Origin of the sequence: Enterococcus avium ATCC 14025, assembly GCF_000406965.1 — a bacterium.
GTDB lineage: Bacteria > Bacillota > Bacilli > Lactobacillales > Enterococcaceae > Enterococcus_A > Enterococcus_A avium.
In genome coordinates this window covers 120,385-138,965 of the sequence record NZ_KE136367.1, presented here as the reverse complement: position 1 = coordinate 138,965, position 18,581 = coordinate 120,385, and the positions used below count along the sequence as shown (strand labels likewise).

Genomic DNA, 18,581 nt, shown 5'->3' with positions numbered 1-18,581 from the left:
GCTTGGGAGAGATAACAGTTTTCTGCGACATAATAGGTTTTAGCTGAAAAGGTATGGTGACACTGTTTACAATAAAACCGTTGTTTATAGAGATGAAGATAGGTAGACACCTCTTGATAAGGGAGTAATTGAATCCAGCTATCTTTGTAGCCATGATGGATGACGGAGTCGTAGCCGCAACACTCACACCGAGGAGACGGATAGCTCAGTCGACCAGTAAAGACGGTGGCCATTCTGTCATGGACTTTTTCTTTTGAAACGGCGTCTTTAGGAAAAGTAATGTTGGAATCATGAATATTTAGGATTTGTTTGATGGTTTTGTCTAGGCAATTATCTTTATATTTGATATTCTTAATACTGGACATTTGGTTCGCCTCCTATGATTGGGTTCAGCGATTTAATTATAGGACAACCAAATGTCTTTTTGTATAAAAAAATACTTGGTGTTCTCACTCAGAAAGAGTAACAACACCAAATATTATAGAACCTTTTTTCACACTATTCCCACTCCACAGTAGCAGGTGGCTTAGACGTAATATCATACACAATCCGATTCACATGAGCAACTTCATTCACGATTCGAACAGAAATCTTTTGCAAGACATCCCATGGGATACGTGCGAAGTCTGCGGTCATACCATCAATTGAGGTAACCGCACGGATACCGACTGTGTAGTCGTAGGTACGGCCATCGCCCATAACACCGACTGAGCGGATGCCTGGTAGGACAGTGAAGTATTGCCAGATGTCGCGGTCCAGACCGGCGTTGGCAATTTCTTCTCGGAGGATCGCGTCTGATTCGCGGACGATTTCTAGTTTTTCTTCAGTGATTTCACCAAGGACGCGGATACCTAGACCTGGTCCTGGGAATGGTTGGCGCCATACGATTGAGTCAGGCATGCCAAGCTGTGTTCCTAATTCGCGGACTTCGTCTTTGAATAGGGTATTCAGTGGTTCGATCAATTCGAACTGCATGTCTTCTGGTAATCCACCAACGTTATGGTGAGATTTGATTGTTTGTGCTGTTTCGGTACCAGATTCGATGACGTCTGTATAAAGTGTTCCTTGGGCTAAGAAGGAAATGCCTTCTTGACCAGCAAGTTTAGTTGCTTCATCGTCGAATAGGTAAACGAATTCGTTTCCGATGATTTTGCGTTTTTTCTCTGGATCAGAAACACCAGCTAATTTATCTAGGAAACGATCTTTAGCATCAACTTTGATGATGTTCAAGCCGAATTTTCCGCCAAGTGCTTCCATGACTTGTTCGCCTTCGTTTTTACGTAATAGACCGTGGTCTACGAAGATCGATGTTAATTGGTCACCGATAGCTTTTTGTAAAAGCACCCCTACGACAGATGAGTCCACACCACCTGATAGGCCAAGTAGGACTTTTTTGTCGCCGACTTGTTCGCGGATTTTTGCGACCTGCATGTCGATGAAGTTATCCATCGTCCAATCACCTTTACATTGGCAAACATCTAGGGCAAAGTGACGTAATAGTTCATTGCCGTATTCTGAATGACGTACTTCTGCGTGGAATTGGATGCCGAAGAAGTTACGGTTTGTATCTTGGATCGCTGCGATTGGGCAGTCTTTGCTGGTGCCGACTTTTTCAAATCCTTCTGGTACTTGAGTGACTAAGTCGCCGTGGCTCATCCAAACGGTTTGTTCTTTTGGTGTATCAGCGAATAGGACGGCATTATCAGAAACAATTTCTAACGTTGCTTGCCCGTATTCACGGTTTTTAGCGGGTTCAACTTTTCCGCCTAGGTTATATGTGATCAGCTGCATGCCGTAACAGATTCCTAAAATTGGAATCCCTAATTCAAAGATTTTTGGATCAATGGAGAAGGCTCCTTCGTCATAAACACTATTTGGGCCGCCTGAAAGAATGATCCCTTTTGGATTCATGGCTTTGACTTCTTCAGCAGTGATGCGGTGGCTCAAAAGCTCTGAGAAAACACCGAATTCACGGATACGACGAGTGATTAATTGGTTGTACTGACTACCATAATCAAGTACGATGATTTTTTCTACGTTTGTCATTTCGGCAGAAACGTTTGTCACAATTATTACCCCTTTTCAAGTTTTATTATAAAAGAAAGCAAGCTTTCTTTATAAGCTAGTATTTACGCAAATAGATTTCATCAATGATATGATGCTTTGCCTTGTGCAAGATAATATCAGCTCGGCCTCTTGTTGGCAAGATATACTCTTCCAAATTCTTCAAGTTGACATTTTTCCAGACATCCTCCGCCATGGCAAGCGCTTCTTTGCGGTCACCGATTGCGTAGTCATAATAGTAGTTATCCGGATCTTTAAAGGCGGTGTCCAGCAAGGATTCGAACCGTTCGATATACCAACGCTCGACCATTTTCGGATCAGCATCGACGTAGATCGACAGGTCGAAAAAGTCACTGACATAGATTTGCTGATTGGCTGGCAGTTGTAAGGTGTTGATTCCTTCGACGATTAAAATATCCGGCGAATCGATCAGCTCGTATTCTCCATCCACGATATCGTAGACATCATGGGAATATTTTGGGATGGGAATATTTTCTTTGCCTGATTTTACTTCATTCAAGACATCAATTAGGTTCTCCATATCATAGCTTTCGGGAAAGCCTTTGCGATCCATAATCCCGCGTTCTTCTAAGACAGCGTTTGGATATAAAAAGCCGTCAGTGGTGATCAATTGGACCGTTTGATGTTTGAAAAGGCGGTCTAATAAGGTCTGTAATAAACGAGCGGTGGTACTTTTTCCGACGGCAACACTTCCAGCGATTCCGATGATAAACGGCGGCATCTTCACATAACGGTGCAGAAACAACCCTTTGCTTAACGTGAGCGACTCAAAATCCTTCATATAAAGATGGATCAGGTGACATAAGGGTACATAAACATCGGCCACATCCTTCATCGAGATTTGGTCATTCAAGCTTTTGATATTGTCAAGCTCTGCTTGCGTCAACGGTGTGTTTCCCGGTGTGTAGAAATCTTGCCACTGGTCGCGGGCGATCCGGAAATAGTTCCCTCTTTCGTTCATAAGAACCTCCTTATTCATATTAAAGTAACCATTTTTCAAAAAGCGAAAAATGAATCCTATTTTCATGCCGTATACCATTCAACTAAGTGTGTCCAAAATATACTGATTTAATAACTAAAATGAACGCCAAACAGAGTAAACTGCGAAAAGTTGAACTGGCATCCTTATTCATATTAAAGTAATCATTTTTCAAAATCGAAAAATGAGTTCAATATCATGCGCATTCCAGTCAATTTCAAGTAAAAAGCTGAACTGGCAACTGCGCTTATTCTACCATAAAAACAGTCTTAGAAAGTGTTCTATTTCCAAGAAATCCGAATAATTTCCTAACACAAAACGTTATAAGCCATTTTAGCCGAAAAAAAGTGTAAAAAGCTATCGTAATGATAGGAGTTTCATTGTTTTTTTAGTTGCGAAGGAAAAAACTAGGGAGATGTTAAGAAAAGCCAAGAAACAACCTGAAAAAGTGTATGATAGAAGCAGGAGATTTAGGAAAGCAGGTGGAGAAATGAAGAAACTGGAAGAAATGACGCTGGCGGAATTGTGGGAATTATTTCCAATTATCTTGAAGGATCATAACGTGGATTATGAGAAATGGTACGAGGAAGAAAAGCAGCAGTTAACGGAGTTGTTCGCTGATTTTCCGATTCAACGAATCAATCATATCGGCAGTACTTCAATCGAAGGCTTGATTGCTAAGCCGATTGTAGATATATTGTTGGAATTTCCTGATGGGTATGATGTGGAAGAAGCTTCAGCGAGGCTGAAAAATGCCGGTTGGATCTTGATGATTGAAGATAAGGAGAAACAAACATTAGATTTGAATAAGGGCTACACATCGGAAGGCTTTGCGGAAAAGGTTTATCATCTGCATGTTCGTGCTATAGGAGATTGGGATGAGTTTTATTTTCGGGATTATCTACGAAAGTATCCAGAAGTTGCGCGGCAATATGAAGAATTAAAGCTTACGTTAAAGGAAAAGTTTGAGCACAATCGTGATGCCTATACGGATGCGAAATCGGATTTTGTGCAGAAATATAGTAAAAAGGCACGACAGGAATTCGGCCCGCGCTATTTGCCTAAATAATTTCCGCATTTCGTGCTATGATAAGGAAGAAAATTGTTAGAAGGAGTGTGTATGATGAAAAAAATCGTTTTATTCGGAGACAGTTTATTAGCTGGTGTCATGAATGGTGAAACTAGTGATATTTTAGATAAGTATATTCTTGATGAACTGACGGAGATGGGCTTTCCCGGCTACTCATTAGTCAAGTTAGGCAAGCGCGGCGAGACTTCTTCTGATGGTTTGGCTCGGGTGAGTGAAGCCGTGGATGCAGAAGGTGATTTTGTGGTCATTTCTTTTGGAACCAATGATTCGTTGAAGCAGACAAATTCACTTGACACCTTTGGCGAAAATATTAGAGAAATCATTGAATCCTTTGATGCGTCAAAAGTGATTCTATTGACGACAGGTTACATCAATACAGACATTTATTCAAAGGGAGACAATGAGCGTCAACAGCTCTTCGCCCAAAAAGCGAAAATGATAGCGGCAGAATCGGGCGTTAACGTAATCGATCTGTATCACCACATGACTGTTTATCCAAAACCAAAAGAGTTTGTGCAAACATTCGACGGCATCCATCCGTCAGACGAGGGCTATCATTTCTTAGGGGCCTTGATTGCACGTGATATTAAAGAAATTTTATTAGCAGAAGGGTAAGAACATGGCAAATCATTATTATTCGGAAAATCCTGAGACGGCACACGACTTGCATCAATGGTCGTTTGAATTGGCGGGAAAAAATTTTCAATTTGTGACGGATAGCGGAGTCTTTTCTAGGGACACCGTTGATTATGGCTCACGTGTATTAATCGAGCATTTCGATGCGGAGGAGTTACCGGAGGGAACATTGCTGGATGTTGGCTGCGGCTATGGTCCAATCGGTATGGCATTGGCCTATCAGACTGGGCGTTCAGTCGAAATGATCGACGTGAATAATCGTGCGGTGGAACTGGCGCAAGGAAATGCGAAGCGCAATGGCATCGAAGCAGATATTCATCAATCGAACATCTATGAAACCTTGCATCAAAAAGAATATGCCGCAATCGTCAGCAATCCGCCGATCCGTGCAGGAAAAAAAGTCGTTCATCAGATATTAAGCGATGCAGAACCGTTGTTAAAAGATGGCGGTACACTGACCATCGTGATCCAAAAGAAACAAGGTGCGCCCAGCGCAAAAAGTAAAATGGAAGAAGTTTTCGGCAACGCCGAAATAGTGGCGAAGGACAAAGGCTACTACATTATTCGCAGTGTGAAGGAATAAATTGATCCCGTTCATTCGATATCTGAATGGACGGGTTCTTTGTCTTTAGGGAAAAGGCTTGCATGTGTGGTCGAAGAAAGGGTACAATCACATTGACTCATGTTTTTCACAAATGTGATAAGGAGGTAAGTCTATGCAAAAAGAAGAAGATAAATTATTGGTTCGCATTGCTGAAATGTATTACCAAGAAGATAAAAATCAAAGTCAAATCGCGAAAGAGCTGAATATACATCGCAGTACGATCAGTCGTTTGCTGAAGCGTTCTCGTAACGAAGGAATCGTGAATATTTCCATCAACTATGATAAAGCGGGAACCTACAGTATCGAAAAGGAATTGCAGGAAAAATTCGATCTGGAAAAGGCAATTATAGTGCAAGCGGGAACAGATTTAAGTCGTACGCAAAAGGATAAAATGTTAGCACAAGGGGTCGGTGAATACCTAACAGAGATTATTAAGGATGATATGATCTTTGGCTTTTCTTGGGGCGAAACCATGTCCGCAATACCAGAAGGGCTGACAAATTATGCGGTAGATAATATTCTCTGTGTCCCAATGATCGGCGGACCGTCTGGGCGTTTAATCAGTGATTATCACGTCAATACAATTACCTATGAAGCATCAAAAAAACTAAATGGTCGAGCATTATTGATTGACTCACCAGCTTTTCCCGAAACGGTCGCGTTGAAAAAAGCCTTGATGGAAAATGATTTTAATCAAGAATTGATCGATTATTGGCGCAAGATTGATATTGCCATTTTAGGAATCGGTTCGCCGACATTGAAGGCGAGTGAAAGCTGGAAACAGTTCTATGGCGAAGATGTGCTGGCTTATTTAGAAGGAAAAAAAGTGGTGGGAGATGTGGTGTCACGCTTTTACAATATTGAAGGCGAACACATTGAGAATAGTTTAGATGATCGTCTGATTGGAATCGATATCGCTGACTTGAAGCGAACACCGTATCGAATCGGTGTAGCAGAAGCAGTCGATAAAGCCGACGCGATTGCCAGCGCATTAAAGGGTCAGTATATTAATGTATTAGTCACGACGGAAGAAACTGCGCGAGAAGTATTGAAAAGATAGGGGAGTCCTATCTTTTTCTATTTTAAGGAGGAGCTATGCAGGTTATTCGTTTGCTTCAAACAATCTTGATTTTATTGAGCCACAAGCAAGTTACCGCAAAGGAATTAGCGGAGCGATTCCAAGTGTCGGTCCGGACGGTTTATCGTGATGTCGATGCGCTGAGTTTGGCAGGAGTTCCAGTCTATGCCAATAAAGGGCGAAATGGCGGTATTTTTCTGGATGATGCCTATCATGTCAGTAATGCTTTGATTGATAAAGAAGAGCAGGATGATCTATTTCTTGCTTTACATTTATTGCAATCTGTAGGCTTAGCTGATACGGATGAGCTGCTGAAAAAAATGGGCACGGTCTATGATTGGAGCGAATGGCTGGAGGTCGATTTGAGTCAGACCGAGATCACCAGCCAAACCTTTGAAAAAATCAAAGAGGCGTTATTCAATCATTGTGAGATCAACTGTGTTTACCACACCGAATATGGCCAAACCCGGCTCTTGTCTTTAGCACCAAAACGTGTACTGTACAAGTATCAAACGTGGTATTTGCTGGCTTGGGAATCAAGTAAGCTAGATTGGGGCTTATTTCCACTCAAACAAATTCGAAACGTTGTTTTAAAAGAGCCAATAGACTATCCGTTTCCAGAGGAAGAATTGGTGTTTCCACAGTTGTCTGTTCGGCTACGATTCAGCAAGCGGATCGCTTATAAAAAGTATGCCGAGTTCGCGGATTTTGCTTGGACGGACAATCCTGACAGTAGCTTTGATGCGACTTTGAACTTCACGGAATTCGATGATCTCTATCGTTTTTTAATTCCGCTAGGAAAAAATGTTGAAATTCTTGGCCCGGATTGGATTCGCGAGAAGGTTTTAAATTACGTTGGGGCATTTTATAAAAATCATTTTTAATATGACATGTTCTGGCACTTTTATTCGATACACTTATAGAAAAAGGAGGAGATATCAATGAAGTTTGAACAAATCATGAAACCAGATCAATGGATTCTTTCTCAAACCTTTACCGTGAAGGTCGAAGAAATTCCTCAAGTTATTGGACCAACCTTTATGAAGCTAGGCGGGTTTATTCAAGAGCAAGGAATCCAAATATTAAGTACACCATTTGTTTCTTATAAAAATATGGATGAAAATGGCGGATTGGATGAATCAGCCATTGAGATGGAGGTTGGTTTTCCCGTGGCAGAGAAAGTCAAAAATGCTGCGGAGATCGAAAGCGACAGTTATTTCCTTCCGTCCTATAAGGCGTTATCTGCACTTTATGTCGGGCGTTATGATGATATGACTGAGCCCTATTTCGCCATGATGGATGAGATTAAAAAAATTGGCGGGAAATTCAGCGGGATTTCTTATGAGTATTATTTGAGCGACGAGGAGATACCTGAGGAACAGCAGGAAACGATTATGGAATTGGTTTACGAATAGTATCTATTTAGACGAGTTGGAGAAACTCGTCTTTTTTTATGCCGTCTTGCACTTTTGTGATTTTGTTTTAAAAAAATTGCAAAAAGTTATTGACAACGTTTTCTAGTGCGGTTACTATAAAAGTGCAACAAATGTTAAAAGTAAATCACAAATGTTAAAGGGGTATTTGCTATGGATTGGTTAGGTGTACAAGGAAAAACGGTCATTGTTACTGGAGGTTCATCAGGGATTGGTGCAGCTATCGTTGAAGAGTTATGTGATTTAAAGATCAATGTGGTGAATGCGGATTTACGCGAAGGGACATTTACTCACGAAAATTTAGTTTTTAGTCAAACAGATGTTACTTCTCCAGAATCGGTGGAACAGACGGTAGCGACAACAGTGAAAAAATTTCAAACAATTGATGCAGTTGTCAATAATGCGGGTATCAATATCCCAGCCTTGTTAGTTGACGAGAAGATGTCCGAGGAAGGGAAATTCCAAATTAATGAACAGATATTTAATAAGATGATCGCGATTAATCAAAAGGGTGTCTACTTAATGGGCCAAGCAGTTGGTCGTGTAATGGTCAAGCAAGGCTATGGGGTCATCATTAATATGTCATCAGAATGTGGCTTAGAAGGTTCGGAGGGACAAAGTGTTTACGCGGCAACAAAGGCAGCGGTGAACAGCTTTACTCGCTCATGGGCAAAGGAGTTAGGAAAAAAAGGTGTCCGTGTTGTTGGAATTGCTCCTGGGATTATGGAAGAAACCGGCTTACGTACGATCGAGTACGAAACAGCGTTAGCCTATACGCGGGGAATAACAGTCGAGCAATTACGTGCTGGGTACACGAATACTAAGACAATTCCATTAGGTCGTGACGGTAAATTAAGAGAAGTAGCAGACTTAGTTGCCTACTTCATTTCTAACCGGTCAAGCTACATAGATGGTGTGACTGTTAACGTCGCTGGCGGAAAAACACGAGGGTAATTTTTGATTCTGCTGATCGTGAGAAATAAGCGGTCGGCAGAATTGTAAAATAAAAAAGAACTGGGAGGAGCTTATGAACAAGGTAATTTTGGTTGCGCATGGGAAGTTGGCACACGAAATGAAAAAATCAGCAGAAATGATTTTTGGTACGCTACCGGATTTTGAATCGATCGAATTTTTGAAAGAAGAAGGATTAGACACGATCCAAGAAAAAGTTGCTGGGGCAATGAAGGAAGATGCATCATATCTGATTTTGACAGATCTATTTTGTGGGACGCCTTATAATGCCAGCTGTGCAGTTGCAATGAAGAATCCTGAACGCGAGATTGACGTGATATCAGGAATGTCGCTGCCGATTGTCTTAGAGGCAGCAAGTATGCTAGGCAGCAGTTTAACAGAGATTGTGAATCATGTTACAAAAATATCCTGCGACACAGTGAAAGCGTTTAAACAACAGGTGATTGAAGAAGAGGAGGATTTATAAGATGCAAATCAAATTATCGCGGATCGATGATCGCTTGATTCATGGACAAGTGGCAACAGTATGGGCAAAGGAAGCTGGTGCAAAGCGGATCATCGTTGTTAGTAAAGAAGTGGCTAATGATGAGATTCGTAAAACATTGGTCAAACAAGCAGCCCCGCCAGGAATCAAAGTGAATATCGTGACTCCGGAGAAAGCAGTGAAGGTCTATAATAACCCAAAATATGCAGATGAATCAGTGTTCTATCTATTCACGAATCCAATGGAAGTATTGGAATTAGTCGAAATGCAGGTGCCAATCACATCCATCAATATCGGCGGGATGCAATTCAAAACAGGACGGACACAAATCACCAAAGCTGTTTCAGTTGATCAAACAGAAGCGGATGCATTTCGCAAGCTTGAAGCAGCAGGTGTGGAGTTAGATTTGAGAGTCGTTGCGACCGATCCGAAGGGTAATTTTGAAGAGAAGCTAAAAGAAGCAGGGTTCTAAAAGGAGGCAGGATACTAGTTCCACTTTTTTCAGGTAAAAATTGTAAGCAAGATAAAATTCTATTGAGTACTGAAAAATCTGGTGGAGTGGTATACGTATTGAACATCAAACTCATTTTGAGAAAAATGATTACCTTAATATGAAATAGGAGGACACAATAATGGAATTATCAGCGTTGCAGATTGTACTTATTTTTCTTTTTTCTTGTATTTGCGGGATGGGCAGTGTGTTAGATGAATTTCAGACGCATCGACCGTTGATTGCGTGTACGATGGTTGGTCTGATTTTAGGCGATGTGCAGACGGGAATTATTCTAGGAGGAACATTAGAATTGATTGCTCTAGGCTGGATGAATATTGGGGCGGCGCAGTCACCGGATTCAGCTCTGGCGAGTGTGATTTCTACTATATTAGTCGTTGTTGGTCAGCAGGATATTCAATCCGGAATTGCGATTGCGTTGCCAGTGGCAGCGGCGGGGCAAGTATTGACGGTTATCGCACGGACAATCACGGTAGCTTTTCAACACGCAGCGGATCGTGAAGCGGAAAAAGCAAATTTCAATAAGATTATCTTCCTTCATTTCAGTGCCTTATTCATTCAAGCTTTACGAGTAGCAATCCCAGCTACGATTGTGGCGGCTTTTGTTAACGCTGAGATGGTGACAAATATGTTGAACATGATACCAGATGTAATCACAGGAGGTTTAGCAGTTGCCGGTGGGTTCATCGTAGTTGTCGGATATGCGATGGTCTTGAATATGATGAGCGTGGCATATTTGATGCCTTTCTTCTATCTTGGATTTGTCATGGGCGGTTATTTAGAGTTTAGTTTGTTGGCGTTTGGAATTATCGGGCTAATTACTGCATTGATTTACGTGCAGTTAAATCCGAACTTTAAGAAAAACGAGGTTCAAGGAAATCAGGTCGCAGCAGTTGTCGCCGGCGAGTTAGCCGATGATGAGCTGGAAGATTAAGGAGGAGTACAAATGGAAAATACTTCAACAGTAGAAACGAAAAAAGATATTTATGCGCAATCGCAATTAACGAAAAAAGATTTGATGACAACGTTTGTCTTTTCAAACTTCCAGCAGGCGTCCTTTAACTTTGAACGGATTCATGCGTTGGCTTTTTGTGTGGATATGATTCCGACAATCCGTCGAGTGTATAAAACCAAAGAAGAACAAGCAGAAGCCTTGAAACGCCATTTGACTTTCTTTAATACGACACCAGCTGTTTGCGGACCTGTTATCGGCGTAACGATGGCGATGGAGGAAGCACGAGCAAGCGGTGCGGATATCGATGATGGGACAATCAATAGCTTAAAGGTTGGGTTGATGGGACCTTTAGCTGGTGTCGGCGATCCATTAGTTTGGGGAACCTTACGTCCGATCACCGCAGCATTAGGTGCCTCGTTGGCTTTATCTGGAAATGTGATGGGACCAATTTTATTCTTCGTAGCTTTTAACGTGATTCGCTTGGCGATGAAATGGTTTGGATTGACTTACGGCTTCAGTAAAGGGATGGATATTGTTAAAGATCTGTCGGGCAATTTATTACAGAAATTGACTGAAGGTGCGACAATTTTAGGATTATTCATCATGGGGGTTCTGGTAACGAAATGGACCACTGTCAATATACCGCTAGTCGTATCGAAAACACCAGGTGCGGATGGCAAAACAGTTATTACAACTGTGCAAAATGTTTTGGATGATTTAGTTCCAGGTTTACCAGCGTTAGGTTTGACCTTGTTGATGATGTATTTACTAAAGAAAAAAGTCAGCCCAATCGTTTTGATTTTTGTGTTGTTTGCAGTAGGAATCATCGGTTATTGGTTAGGAATTTTAGCATAATATTATAGAAGAAATTAGGGGGAGCAGTAGTGAAAACGAAAGCAGTACGTTTATATGGTAAGAAGGATTTACGTTTAGAGGAACTTGAATTGCCTGAAATCAAAGAGAATGAGATTTTGGCTTCAGTCATCACTGATAGTATTTGTATGTCAACGTGGAAGTTAGCCAATCAAGGGGCGGATCATAAAAAAGCGCCCAATAATCTTGCGGAAAATCCGATTATTATTGGTCACGAATTTTGTGGCGAACTGTTGGAAGTTGGCGGCAAATGGGCACATAAATATAAAAAAGGAGAGCGGTATGTTTTGCAGGCGAACTTGCAATTACCGGATCGTCCAGATTGTCCCGGCTATTCGTATCCTTACACTGGCGGCGATGCGACCTACATCGTGATCTCAGAAGATGTCATGAATCAGGACTGCTTGATCCCTTATAAAGGTGATACCTATTTTGAAGGCTCACTGATTGAACCATTATCCTGTGTAATTGGCGCCTTTGAAGCAAATTATCATTTAAAAGAAGGGTCCTATGAACACAAGATGGGAATCAAAGCTGATGGGAATCTATTGATCATGGGCGGGACTGGCCCAATGGGTTTATTAGCAATCGATTATGCTTTGCATGGACCCATCAAACCAAAGAAATTAGTTGTTACCGATCGTGATGCGGAAAAATTAGCTCGTGCAGAAAAGCTCTATCCAAGTCAAAACGGTATTGAAGTTTCATATATAAATGTAGCAGATGTTGAAGATCAAGTCAGTCTTTTGAAGGAAAAAGCAGATGGAGGCTTCGATGATATCTTTGTAATGATTCCAGTGGCACCAGTAGTAACGGATGCGGCGGACATGTTGAATCCGGATGGCTGCCTGAACTTCTTCGCGGGACCGCAGGACAAAGAGTTTTCGGCGCAGGTGAATTTTTACGATGTGCATTATTCCTTTACGCACTTTGTGGGAACGTCTGGCGGTAATACCGAGGACATGCGCAAGGCGGTAAAATTGATTGAGGATAAGCAAGTTAAAGTTGCCAATGTCGTTACCCATATTCTAGGATTGGATGCAGTAGGGGAAACCACGTTGAATCAACCAGCGATTGGCGGCGGAAAAAAATTAGTTTATACCCATAAACAATCTGAACTGAAAAAACTTTCAGAGATTGATAACAATTCAGAATTAGGCGAAATTCTAGCAGAAACAGATGGTATTTGGAGTCAGAAGGCTGAAAATTATGTTTTGAAGAATTATCCAAATATTTAATTTTTAATTAAGTAAATGAATAAATCAAACGTTTTCACATTTTCTACTGTACCAACGTTCGGGTTTTGGTACGCAATTTATGTAACTATAAAATAAGAACTGCCGCAGAAAAGAACTGATTCTGCGGCAGTTCATTTTATAGATGCTCTTTTAAAATGACTTGATTGGCAATGTCTGAGTAGACTTCATTATGGACAGTACCGGCAGTTAATTTTTGCGTTACAGAGTACATCTTTTTCAGAAAGTGAAAGCTGTAATTTATAGGCACTGGAAAAAGAAAGTAAACTATTTATAAAAATCGTGATGAATATTGGATCGCTGTTATTTGAAATTCGAGATAAAAACCTTGCCTACTTTAAAAGCTCCAAATTTACATAATCCAAGATGAATCATTTGTAAAATGCAGCGTTCGCGACGCCTAGATTCATTTTTTCACTGTTTTGCTTATCAAAAAGATCACAGCTTAGATTTTTTTGGTTCATAATCATTTTAGAGAATTTGATACTTTTCGTTATATGTTTAATTCGCAATCATCTTATCTCGCTTTTTATAGATTTAAATAAAATGGCCAGCAGTCTTTGTTGGGCACATCATAGTCTTTTTTCAAAAACTATCTGAATCGTGCGAAAACGGTGTAGGCTAATTAGAATTGATGCATAAATTCTTGCTGATTTTTGATGGCACCTAAAACGTCTGCTATTTGCTTAACTACTTTTTATTTCTAGGAGCCTTTAAATTCCACTTTTTTCCTACAGAATAAGCAAGAAGTCCGGCCTTTTGAAGAAAAATGCTTTCTTTCTATTTTTTCCTTTGCTACACTTAAAAAAAACGCAAAGAGAGGGACCGTGATGAAGATCACCATTAAAGAGATCGCTGAGATGGCTGGCGTGTCAGTAACGACTGTCTCACAGATTTTAAATAATAAAGGCAGCCGCTTCAGCGAACAAACGCGCAGAAAGGTTTTAGCCATTGTTGAAGAACATCAATACAAACCGGATTTTTTTGCAGCGAACTTGATTAATCGTCATTCAAAAACGATCGGGATGATCGTGCCGGACGTAACCGACTTTTTTTTCTCAAAGGTGATCGAAGGAGTAGAAAGTTATTTAAATCCTCTAGGTTATATGATCATTTTGTGTAACTCTCGCCACGATATTGAACAAGAAAAACGTTATTTAAATGAGCTGTCACATCGGTCAGTAGATGGTATTTTGTTGGCCACGCCTAATCATCTTGAGGGAGAACACAAGTTGGGCAGTGACTTTTACCGTAAACACCCGATTGTTTTGATCGACCGAGGCTTGAACGATCGCGATTGGGGCCAGCTATTAGTAGAAGAATATGCCGGGGCACAAGAAGTCCTGCGGATGTTGGTAGATAAAGGGCATCGTCATATAGGTATGTTAAAAGAGAGTCAAGGCTATTATCAATTAACTGAGCGGGTGAAGGCCTATCGGCAGGTAGTTTTTGAGTATAAATTGCCATTTGAAGAAAGCTATATTTGTTCTGGACAATTAACGATCTCCGGCGGTTATCATGCGGCAAGAGAGGTATTAAAAAATAAGAAAATCACGGCGATATTTTGCGGAAATGATGAGATGGCTCTTGGTTGCTATCAAGCGATTTATGAAGCGGGATTAAAAATTCCTGAGGACATTTCGGTCGTGGGCTTTGACGGGTTAGAAGTTAGTGAATACATGGTTCCGCCTTTGACAACTGTCTTTCAGCCGAGCAGTGAAATTGGCTTTTCAGCAGCAAAATTTTTAGTAGATGCCATTAATTTCCCTTCTCAGCGAATTCCGAATAAAATCTTCCAAACTAAATTAATTATTCGTGAGAGTGTTAAAAAAGTAGATCAGGGTTGACAACGGGAGCAGTACCCGTTATAGTAACGATGGCAGCGCTAACAGAAAGCGCTTCTGTATTTAGTAAACTGTTTTACTAAAGTGGTTTACCTTTCGCCATTTTATTGTATAATATCTTTTGAAGCTTGGAGGAAAACCTATGAGAATGGTAGATTTGATCGAAAAAAAGAGAGACGGTAATGCCCTATCAAAAGAAGAACTCGACTTCATCATTGATGGCTATACAGACGGAAGTATTCCAGACTATCAGATGAGCGCTTTATTAATGGCAATCTTTTATCAGGACATGACGGATGAGGAAATTTCTCATTTAACTTTGGCTATGGCAAACTCAGGAGACATCATTGATTTGTCATCTATTGAGGGTGTGAAGGTGGATAAGCATTCCACTGGCGGTGTTGGTGACACCACAACTTTGGTTCTTGCGCCACTTGTAGCAAGTGTAGACGTACCTGTAGCAAAAATGTCTGGACGCGGTCTTGGTTTTACTGGAGGTACTTTAGATAAATTCGAATCAATTCCCGGCTTTAAAATCGAATTATCCGATCAAGAATTTGTTGATATTGTAAACAAGAGTAAAGTAGCTGTCATCGGTCAGTCAGGAAATCTGGCTCCAGCGGATAAGAAGTTGTACGCATTACGTGATGTAACAGCGACAGTGGATTCCATCCCGTTGATTGCCAGTTCGATCATGAGTAAAAAAATCGCAGCGGGTGCAGATGCAATCGTTTTGGATGTGACTACCGGCGAAGGTGCCTTTATGAAAAACATCGATGATGCAAAACGTTTAGCGAAAACTATGGTACGCATCGGAAAGCTTGCTGGACGTCAAACGATGGCTGTGATTTCGGATATGTCTGAGCCGTTAGGCCAAGCAATCGGAAACAGCCTAGAAATCGTGGAAGCGATTGATACCTTGAAAGGAGAAGGACCAGCTGATCTAACAGAGATGTGCTATGTATTAGGTAGTCAGATGGTTGTTTTAGCAGGTAAAGCGGCGACGTTGGATGAAGCCAGAGCGATGTTAGAGGAAGCCCTACATTCTGGTAAGGCGCTAGAAAAATTCCGTGAAATGGTTAAAGACCAAGGTGGGGATGCAACAGTAATTGATCAAACGGACAAGATTCTAACCGCTAAATATGAAATTGAGTTGCCAGCTAAAACCTCGGGGTATGTCACTGATTTAGTAGCCAATGAAATTGGGATTGCAGCAATGCTGTTAGGCGCGGGACGTAAAACGAAAGAAGAAGATATCGATCATGCCGTTGGTATCAAGCTGCATAAAAAAGTCGGCGATAAAGTTGCTGAAGGCGAATCGCTATTAACAATCTACGCGAACTCCAATGAAATTGACGAAGTAGAAAAATTACTTTATGAAAATATTTCGATTGGTGAAGAGCCAAAAGAGCCTATTTTAATCCACGATATTATTACAGAATAAGTATTTAAAACTTTTTTGTAACAATAAAAAGTATATTATAATGAAAGAAGCGAGGGTCAGAAATGGAAATAAATCGAATGATCGACCACACAATTTTAAAGGCGGATGCCAGTAAAGAAGATGTAATGAAAATTATTGAAGAAGCTAAGAAATATCGCTTTTACTCTGTCTGCATCAATCCAACATGGGTGTCGCTTGCAGCCAAAGAATTACAGGGTGAGCCCGTTGCAGTTTGTACGGTGATCGGTTTTCCGCTTGGAGCAAATACTACTGAAACAAAGGCGTTCGAAGCAGCAAACGCGATTCAAAACGGTGCGGATGAAGTGGATATGGTTATCAATATCGGCGAACTGAAAGATGGCAACGACGAAAAGGTTCAAAAAGACATTGAAGCAGTCGTAGCAGCCGCAAAAGATAAGGCCTTAGTTAAAGTGATCATCGAAACCTCTCTATTAAATAATGAAGAAAAAGTCAAAGCCTGCGAATTAGCCAAAGCGGCGGGAGCAGATTTTGTAAAAACCTCTACGGGATTCTCAACAGGCGGCGCAACAGTCGAAGATGTGCGTTTGATGCGTGAAACTGTTGGTCCAGAAATGGGTGTTAAGGCTTCCGGTGGTATCCATAATGCCAAAGAAGCAGCAGCAATGATCGAAGCAGGGGCTACTCGTTTAGGTGCCAGCTCAGGAGTTGCTATTATGAACGGTCTTTCTGGTACGGGGTACTAAAAAACGGAGGCATGACACATGAGTAAGCAAGAATGGATCGATATCGCAGTTGAAGCACTCGGCAAAGCGTATGTCCCATATTCGAAATTTCCTGTCGGCGCATGTCTTGTGACGAAGGAAGGAAAAACCTATCAAGGAATCAATATTGAAAATGCTTCTTACGGCTTAACGAATTGCGCAGAACGAACAGCTATTTTTAAAGCTGTTTCGGAAGGCGAAAAAGCCTTTAGTCATTTAGTAGTCGCTGGTCACACACCAGAACCGATTTCTCCATGTGGCGCATGTCGTCAAGTTATGGCGGAATTTTGCGATCCAGCGATGCCAGTAACCTTAGTCGGTGACAACGGAGTAACAAAAGAAATGACCGTTGAAGAGTTACTGCCGTATACCTTTACTGACAAAGATTTATAAACCATGTTCATTCAGTCGCAGGACTGTTGAAAAAAACATATTTAGGGGGCTTTACAGAAATGAAAAAAGCAAAATTATTTGGCCTAGGTACCGTAGCAATGGCAGCGTTGCTGACTCTAGGAGCTTGCGGCGGCGGTAGTGGCGGCGGTTCAACTGATTCTTCAGGCGGAGCGGCCAAAGACGATGCAAAACACAGTGTAGCAATCGTAACAGACATTGGTGGGGTGGACGACCGTTCATTTAACCAAAGTGCTTGGGAAGGTCTTCAAGCATGGGGTAAAGAACACGATATCAAAAAAGGTACTGGCGGATATAACTATATCCAATCAAACGATGCTTCTGAATATGAACAAAATATTTCACAAGCTGTTACTAACGGTTTCAAAACAGTTTTCGGGATTGGTTACTTACTAGCTGACCCAATCTCAGCAGCAGCAGATCAAAACCCAGATACAAACTTCGTTATCATTGACTCAGTGATTGAAGACAAAGATAACGTTGCTTCGGCAACATTTAAAGACCAAGAAGCAGCTTACCTAGCAGGTGTAGCAGCAGCTGAAACAACAAAATCAAATAAATTAGGTTTTGTTGGTGGTGAAGAAGGTGCCGTAATCGACCGCTTTGAAGCTGGTTTCGTTCAAGGGGTAAAAGATACTGCTAAAAAATTAGACAAAGACATTTCTGTAGACGTACAATATGCGGCTTCATTTGGTGATCCTTCTAAAGGGAAAGCTTTGGCAGCGAACATGTACAATGCTGGCGTAGACATCATTTATCATGCTTCAGGCGGTACTGGTCAAGGGGTCTTCTCAGAAGCGAAAGCACGTAACGAAAAAGCTGACGAAGCTGACAAAGTTTGGGTTATCGGTGTCGATAGCGACCAACAAAACGATGGCAAATACAAATCTAAAGACGGTAAAGAAAGCAACTTCTGTTTGACTTCAACACTTAAAGGCGTTGGCGCAGCGGTTCAATCAATCTCTACGGATGCATTGAATGACAAATTCCCTGGCGGCAAACACTTATCATTTGGTTTGAAAGACGGCGGTGTTGATTTAACAGACGGCTATCTTTCAGACGATGCGAAAGCAGCTGTTAAAGAAGCAAAAGAAAAAGTTTCTGCTGGCGACATCAAAGTTCCAGAAACTCCTGAGAAATAATTATTCAGGTGACCATAGTCTCCAACGCGTGAGGCTATGGT

The 18,581-nt window shown here is 41.2% G+C and carries 20 protein-coding genes; 17 read left to right on the top strand and 3 right to left on the bottom strand.

Annotated elements, in window-relative coordinates; translation table 11 throughout:
- The 3 genes from OMU_RS20010 to coaA all read right to left on the bottom strand — a co-directional run.
- On the bottom strand, positions 1–365 hold a 365-nt coding region (locus tag OMU_RS20010), incomplete at its 3' end, for an ISL3 family transposase (RefSeq protein WP_016181679.1).
- A gap of 133 nt (positions 366–498) precedes the next feature.
- Positions 499–2,067 (bottom strand): glutamine-hydrolyzing GMP synthase, encoded by a 1,569-nt coding sequence (guaA, locus tag OMU_RS20005; RefSeq protein WP_016181678.1) that lies wholly within the window; start codon positions 2,065–2,067, stop codon positions 499–501.
- A gap of 55 nt (positions 2,068–2,122) precedes the next feature.
- Positions 2,123–3,046 (bottom strand): type I pantothenate kinase, encoded by a 924-nt coding sequence (coaA, locus tag OMU_RS20000; protein ID WP_016181677.1) that lies wholly within the window; start codon positions 3,044–3,046, stop codon positions 2,123–2,125.
- Positions 3,047–3,554: 508 nt separating this feature from the next.
- Here coaA and OMU_RS19995 point away from each other — a divergent pair.
- The 17 genes from OMU_RS19995 to OMU_RS19915 all read left to right on the top strand — a co-directional run bounded on the left by OMU_RS19995 (position 3,555) and on the right by OMU_RS19915 (position 18,540).
- The gene (locus OMU_RS19995) at positions 3,555–4,133 is read left to right on the top strand and encodes a GrpB family protein (protein ID WP_016181676.1); all 579 of its coding nucleotides are present in this window, start codon (positions 3,555–3,557) and stop codon (positions 4,131–4,133) included.
- 54 nt (positions 4,134–4,187) lie between these two features.
- Positions 4,188–4,769: an SGNH/GDSL hydrolase family protein gene (locus OMU_RS19990; protein ID WP_016181675.1), complete on the top strand. Its 582-nt coding sequence runs from the start codon at positions 4,188–4,190 to the stop codon at positions 4,767–4,769.
- A 4-nt stretch (positions 4,770–4,773) separates the two neighbouring features.
- Positions 4,774–5,373 (top strand): class I SAM-dependent methyltransferase, encoded by a 600-nt coding sequence (locus tag OMU_RS19985; protein ID WP_016181674.1) that lies wholly within the window; start codon positions 4,774–4,776, stop codon positions 5,371–5,373.
- 133 nt (positions 5,374–5,506) lie between these two features.
- Complete coding sequence (locus OMU_RS19980; protein WP_016181673.1) at positions 5,507–6,454, top strand: sugar-binding transcriptional regulator; 948 nt, start codon at positions 5,507–5,509, stop codon at positions 6,452–6,454.
- Between the two features lie 35 nt (positions 6,455–6,489).
- Positions 6,490–7,356, top strand: coding sequence for a helix-turn-helix transcriptional regulator (locus OMU_RS19975; RefSeq protein WP_016181672.1), 867 nt, complete (start codon positions 6,490–6,492; stop codon positions 7,354–7,356).
- A gap of 57 nt (positions 7,357–7,413) precedes the next feature.
- Complete coding sequence (locus OMU_RS19970) at positions 7,414–7,887, top strand: GyrI-like domain-containing protein (protein ID WP_016181671.1); 474 nt, start codon at positions 7,414–7,416, stop codon at positions 7,885–7,887.
- A 171-nt stretch (positions 7,888–8,058) separates the two neighbouring features.
- A complete protein-coding gene (locus tag OMU_RS19965) occupies positions 8,059–8,859 on the top strand; it encodes an SDR family oxidoreductase (protein ID WP_016181670.1) in 801 nt (266 codons plus the stop codon).
- A 73-nt stretch (positions 8,860–8,932) separates the two neighbouring features.
- Positions 8,933–9,343: a PTS sugar transporter subunit IIA gene (locus OMU_RS19960; RefSeq protein WP_016181669.1), complete on the top strand. Its 411-nt coding sequence runs from the start codon at positions 8,933–8,935 to the stop codon at positions 9,341–9,343.
- 1 nt (position 9,344) lies between these two features.
- The gene (locus tag OMU_RS19955; RefSeq protein ID WP_016181668.1) at positions 9,345–9,833 is read left to right on the top strand and encodes a PTS sugar transporter subunit IIB; all 489 of its coding nucleotides are present in this window, start codon (positions 9,345–9,347) and stop codon (positions 9,831–9,833) included.
- A gap of 160 nt (positions 9,834–9,993) precedes the next feature.
- Positions 9,994–10,806 carry a PTS mannose/fructose/sorbose transporter subunit IIC gene (locus OMU_RS19950; RefSeq protein ID WP_016181667.1) on the top strand — a complete coding sequence of 271 codons (813 nt, stop codon included), beginning with the start codon at positions 9,994–9,996 and terminating at the stop codon, positions 10,804–10,806.
- A gap of 12 nt (positions 10,807–10,818) precedes the next feature.
- Positions 10,819–11,682 carry a PTS system mannose/fructose/sorbose family transporter subunit IID gene (locus OMU_RS19945; protein ID WP_016181666.1) on the top strand — a complete coding sequence of 288 codons (864 nt, stop codon included), beginning with the start codon at positions 10,819–10,821 and terminating at the stop codon, positions 11,680–11,682.
- A 29-nt stretch (positions 11,683–11,711) separates the two neighbouring features.
- Positions 11,712–12,938: a zinc-binding dehydrogenase gene (locus OMU_RS19940; RefSeq protein WP_016181665.1), complete on the top strand. Its 1,227-nt coding sequence runs from the start codon at positions 11,712–11,714 to the stop codon at positions 12,936–12,938.
- Between the two features lie 848 nt (positions 12,939–13,786).
- A complete protein-coding gene (locus OMU_RS19935; protein ID WP_016181664.1) occupies positions 13,787–14,803 on the top strand; it encodes a LacI family DNA-binding transcriptional regulator in 1,017 nt (338 codons plus the stop codon).
- A gap of 139 nt (positions 14,804–14,942) precedes the next feature.
- On the top strand, positions 14,943–16,244 hold the full coding sequence (locus OMU_RS19930; RefSeq protein ID WP_016181663.1) for a pyrimidine-nucleoside phosphorylase: 1,302 nt from the start codon (positions 14,943–14,945) through the stop codon (positions 16,242–16,244).
- Between the two features lie 62 nt (positions 16,245–16,306).
- The gene (gene deoC, locus OMU_RS19925; RefSeq protein WP_016181662.1) at positions 16,307–16,969 is read left to right on the top strand and encodes a deoxyribose-phosphate aldolase; all 663 of its coding nucleotides are present in this window, start codon (positions 16,307–16,309) and stop codon (positions 16,967–16,969) included.
- 18 nt (positions 16,970–16,987) lie between these two features.
- A complete protein-coding gene (locus OMU_RS19920; RefSeq protein WP_016181661.1) occupies positions 16,988–17,380 on the top strand; it encodes a cytidine deaminase in 393 nt (130 codons plus the stop codon).
- Between the two features lie 59 nt (positions 17,381–17,439).
- Entirely contained in the window at positions 17,440–18,540 is a 1,101-nt protein-coding gene (locus OMU_RS19915) for a BMP family lipoprotein (protein ID WP_016181660.1), read from the top strand.
- The last annotated feature ends 41 nt before the right edge of the window (positions 18,541–18,581 follow it).

Excerpts from the sequence above, each read along its gene's own strand:
- OMU_RS19980 (WP_016181673.1), top strand. The coding sequence starts at position 5,507 with ATGCAAAAAGAAGAAGATAAATTATTGGTTCGCATTGCTGAAATGTAT.
- OMU_RS19915 (WP_016181660.1), top strand. The coding sequence starts at position 17,440 with ATGAAAAAAGCAAAATTATTTGGCCTAGGTACCGTAGCAATGGCAGCG.
- OMU_RS19950 (WP_016181667.1), top strand. The coding sequence starts at position 9,994 with ATGGAATTATCAGCGTTGCAGATTGTACTTATTTTTCTTTTTTCTTGT.
- OMU_RS19960 (WP_016181669.1), top strand. The coding sequence starts at position 8,933 with ATGAACAAGGTAATTTTGGTTGCGCATGGGAAGTTGGCACACGAAATG.
- coaA (WP_016181677.1), bottom strand. The coding sequence starts at position 3,046 with ATGAACGAAAGAGGGAACTATTTCCGGATCGCCCGCGACCAGTGGCAA.
- OMU_RS19945 (WP_016181666.1), top strand. The coding sequence starts at position 10,819 with ATGGAAAATACTTCAACAGTAGAAACGAAAAAAGATATTTATGCGCAA.
- OMU_RS19920 (WP_016181661.1), top strand. The coding sequence starts at position 16,988 with ATGAGTAAGCAAGAATGGATCGATATCGCAGTTGAAGCACTCGGCAAA.
- OMU_RS19930 (WP_016181663.1), top strand. The coding sequence starts at position 14,943 with ATGAGAATGGTAGATTTGATCGAAAAAAAGAGAGACGGTAATGCCCTA.
- OMU_RS19965 (WP_016181670.1), top strand. The coding sequence starts at position 8,059 with ATGGATTGGTTAGGTGTACAAGGAAAAACGGTCATTGTTACTGGAGGT.
- OMU_RS19935 (WP_016181664.1), top strand. The coding sequence starts at position 13,787 with ATGAAGATCACCATTAAAGAGATCGCTGAGATGGCTGGCGTGTCAGTA.
- OMU_RS19985 (WP_016181674.1), top strand. The coding sequence starts at position 4,774 with ATGGCAAATCATTATTATTCGGAAAATCCTGAGACGGCACACGACTTG.
- OMU_RS19955 (WP_016181668.1), top strand. The coding sequence starts at position 9,345 with ATGCAAATCAAATTATCGCGGATCGATGATCGCTTGATTCATGGACAA.
- OMU_RS19970 (WP_016181671.1), top strand. The coding sequence starts at position 7,414 with ATGAAGTTTGAACAAATCATGAAACCAGATCAATGGATTCTTTCTCAA.
- OMU_RS19990 (WP_016181675.1), top strand. The coding sequence starts at position 4,188 with ATGAAAAAAATCGTTTTATTCGGAGACAGTTTATTAGCTGGTGTCATG.
- OMU_RS19995 (WP_016181676.1), top strand. The coding sequence starts at position 3,555 with ATGAAGAAACTGGAAGAAATGACGCTGGCGGAATTGTGGGAATTATTT.
- OMU_RS19975 (WP_016181672.1), top strand. The coding sequence starts at position 6,490 with ATGCAGGTTATTCGTTTGCTTCAAACAATCTTGATTTTATTGAGCCAC.
- deoC (WP_016181662.1), top strand. The coding sequence starts at position 16,307 with ATGGAAATAAATCGAATGATCGACCACACAATTTTAAAGGCGGATGCC.